Source organism: Stenotrophomonas sp. 05L44_2 (genome assembly GCF_056665995.1).
Genome location: NZ_JBFTNR010000488.1, coordinates 1 through 3,254 on the forward strand (window position 1 = coordinate 1; position 3,254 = coordinate 3,254).

General features: G+C 66.0%; 4 protein-coding genes. All 4 read left to right on the forward strand.

The features are described from left to right. The coding region (locus AC1VAN_RS16200; protein WP_480986189.1) for a TonB-dependent receptor domain-containing protein at positions 1 to 1,031 on the forward strand (1,031 nt) is incomplete at its 5' end. A 102-nt stretch (positions 1,032 to 1,133) separates the two neighbouring features. After that, positions 1,134 to 1,877 (forward strand): FadR/GntR family transcriptional regulator, encoded by a 744-nt coding sequence (locus AC1VAN_RS16205; RefSeq protein WP_480986190.1) that lies wholly within the window; start codon positions 1,134 to 1,136, stop codon positions 1,875 to 1,877. Positions 1,878 to 1,998: 121 nt separating this feature from the next. Beyond that, complete coding sequence (locus AC1VAN_RS16210; protein ID WP_025877782.1) at positions 1,999 to 2,958, forward strand: SPFH domain-containing protein; 960 nt, start codon at positions 1,999 to 2,001, stop codon at positions 2,956 to 2,958. 1 nt (position 2,959) lies between these two features. Further along, the coding region (locus AC1VAN_RS16215; RefSeq protein WP_480986191.1) for an NfeD family protein at positions 2,960 to 3,254 on the forward strand (295 nt) is incomplete at its 3' end.

Consider the following 3,254-nt stretch of genomic DNA (forward strand, 5'->3'; position numbering starts at 1 on the left):
GGGTCAAGACCGACGTGCGTTCGGAAGGCGTGCGCACCGACCTGGCGGTCATCGACAACGGCGACGGCACGATCCGCCTGCAACCCACTGGTGATTTCACCACCCAGGTGTTCAAGGCTGGCAACGACAAGCTGCTGCCAAGCCTGAATGCCGCATTCGAGCTGAAGCCGGACCTGTTGCTGCGGTTGGGCGCGTACCGGGCGATGTCACGCCCGGATATCGCCGCACTCGGTGCCGGGCGAACCATCAATGTCAGCAGCGATGCCACCTATACGGGCCTGGCCGACGCGCTGGACGACATCAGTGCCAGCGGCAATCCGGCTGCGCAGCCGCTTATGTCCTGGAACGGCGATGTCTCGCTTGAGTGGTATGCGAACCCGGATACGCTGCTGGCCGGTGCGGTGTACTGGAAGCAGTTCAACGGCGGCACCGCCACCGCGCTGGTGCCGGAGACCTACACCCTCAACGGACAGACGGTGACCGTGCCGGTGCGCCAGCAGGTGACCACCGATGAAGACAGCACCCTGACCGGTATCGAGCTCAGTGCCACCCACCGGTTCTCGTACCTGCCCAAGCCGTTCGATGGCCTCGGCTTCAAGGTCAGCTACAACTATGCCGACGCCGACTACCAGACGCAGGATTCGCGGTTGGGCGAGCAGTTGGCCGCCGATGGATCGATCATTCCGGCCATCGTTCCGCCGGCCGGCCTGAGCGGCTTCTCGCGGCATGTGCTGTCCGGTTCCCTCTACTGGGATGTGGGCCGCTTCAACATCCAGGCCATCGGCAAGTTCCGTTCGCACTATTACCAGGACTTCACCGGCAACACGGCGCAGCAGAACCGCTACTACGATGACAACACCAGCGTCGACCTGCGCCTGCGTTACCGGGTGAACAAGCAGCTGTCGCTGTCGCTGGAACTGATGAACCTGACCGACGAGCCACGCGTGGCGTACCAGCCGCTTTACGGGAATTTCCGCGAGGTGGTGAGCTACGGGCGGCGCGCGTATTTCGGTGTACGATACAAGTTCTGAACAGGGCGGCGCGGCCAATGGTCGCGCCGTCGCTCCAACCGGACCCGCACCGTGCCCGGTGGCCGGGGACGGGCCCGGAGGGAACCGCCAAGGGTCAGCCGCATGTCCGCCAACCGTCTCTACCAGACCATCGCCGCCAAGCTCCGCAAGCTGATCGAGGATGGCGAATATCCGTCGGGTTCGCGCCTGCCGGGCGAACGTGAACTTGCCGAACGCTTCGGCGTCAGCCGGGTCACCATCCGTGAGGCGGAAATCGCCCTGGAAGCGCAGGGCTGGATCGCGATCCGTATCGGTTCGGGCGTCTATGTGAAGCCGCGCCCGGCCCAGGCTGCCGGCGGGCTGCCCGATATCAGCGCCTTCGACCTGACCGCGGCGCGTGCCGTGTTCGAAGYGGAAGCTGCAGCGCTGGCGGCAAGCAATATCGATGAGGCCGGCATCGCCGAGCTGCAGGTGCTGGCTGAAGCGCTGTGCCGTCGTGACCTTACCGATGAAGAGGCCGGCGACTACGACCGCCGCTTCCACCTGGCCATCGCCCGCCTCTCGGGCAACCCGGTGGTCGAGTATTTCGTGCAGCAGATCTGGCGCATGCGCAGCGAGCTGCCGCGGGTGACCGAGGTCTACGCACGGGTGTGCCATGACGATGGTGCCAGCCGCGCCGACGAGCACATGGCGATCTTCGAGGGGCTGCGCGCGCGCGATCCCGTCGCTGCACGCAATGCGATGCGCCATCACTTCCAGCGCCTGTTCGAGGCGATGCTGGAGGCGACCGAAAGCCAGGCGCTGGCCGAGATCCGCCGGCAGACCCAGCAGGACCGCGAGCGCTTCCTGGCCACGACCCGGATCTGAGCGGGTTCATCCTGCAGCGCCGGGCCACGCTCGGCTGCTTTCGGCTGGAACGTGCGGTACCCGCACCGCCTGCATCCGCGCGCTATGCTGGGCTCCGGACGTCTCCCATAAGGAAAGCGCGATGTTCCCGACCATGTTCTTCAGCGCGGTGCTGGCCTTCGTGGCCGTGGTCATCCTGTTCAAGGCAGTGCGGATGGTGCCACAGGGCTATGAATGGACCGTCGAGCGGTTCGGCCGTTACACCCACACCATGTCGCCCGGCCTGCATTTCCTGATCCCGATCGTCTACGGGGTGGGGCGCAAGGTGAACATGATGGAACAGGTGCTGGACGTGCCCGGCCAGGAAGTGATCACCAAGGACAACGCCGCCGTGCGCGTCGATGGCGTGGTGTTCTTCCAGGTACTGGACGCGGCCAAGGCCGCCTACGAGGTATCGGTGCTGGAAGTGGCGATGATCGCCCTGGTGCAGACCAACATCCGTACCGTGATCGGCTCGATGGACCTGGATGAATCGCTCAGCCAGCGCGAGGTGATCAACGCCAAGCTGCTCAGCGTGGTCGATCATGCGACCAACCCGTGGGGCGTGAAGGTCAACCGCATCGAGATCCGCGACATCCAGCCGCCGCGCGACCTGCTCGATGCGATGGCACGGCAGATGAAGGCCGAGCGCGAGAAGCGCGCGCAGATCCTCGAGGCGGAAGGTTCGCGGCAGTCTGAGATCCTGCGTGCCGAAGGCGAGAAGCAGGCTACGGTGCTGGAGGCGGAGGGGCGGCGCGAGGCCGCATTCCGCGACGCCGAAGCACGCGAGCGCCTGGCCGAAGCCGAAGCCAAGGCGACCCAGGTGGTGTCGGCGGCGATCGCCGACGGCGACGTCCAGGCCATCAACTACTTCATCGCCCAGAAGTATGTGGAAGCGTTCAAGGAACTGGCCACGTCGCCGAACCAGAAGCTGGTGCTGATGCCGATGGAGGCCAGCGGAGTGATTGGTTCGATCGCCGGCGTGGCCGAGCTGGCCAAGCAGGCCCTGTCCAACCAGGAAACCCGGCCGCCGGCAAAGCGGCCGCCACCGATCGGAGGCTGACATGCGCTGGGAAGTCGTTGCCTGGGGTGCGTTGGCCTTGCTGCTGTTCGCCGCCGAAGCGCTGGCGCCCGGCGCGTTCATGCTGTGGATCGGCATCGGTGCGGCGGCGGTGTTCGCGCTGGTAGCGGTGTTCGCCGATATCCCGGTGCTGTGGCAGGTGGTCGCTTTCGTGGTGCTGAGCGTGCTGTCGATCCAGTGCTACCGGCACTGGGGCAAGCCGCGCGCGCGGCAGAGTGACGCGCCGCTGCTGAACCGCCGCGCTGAACAACTGGTCGGGCGGGTGGTGCCCTTGCAGC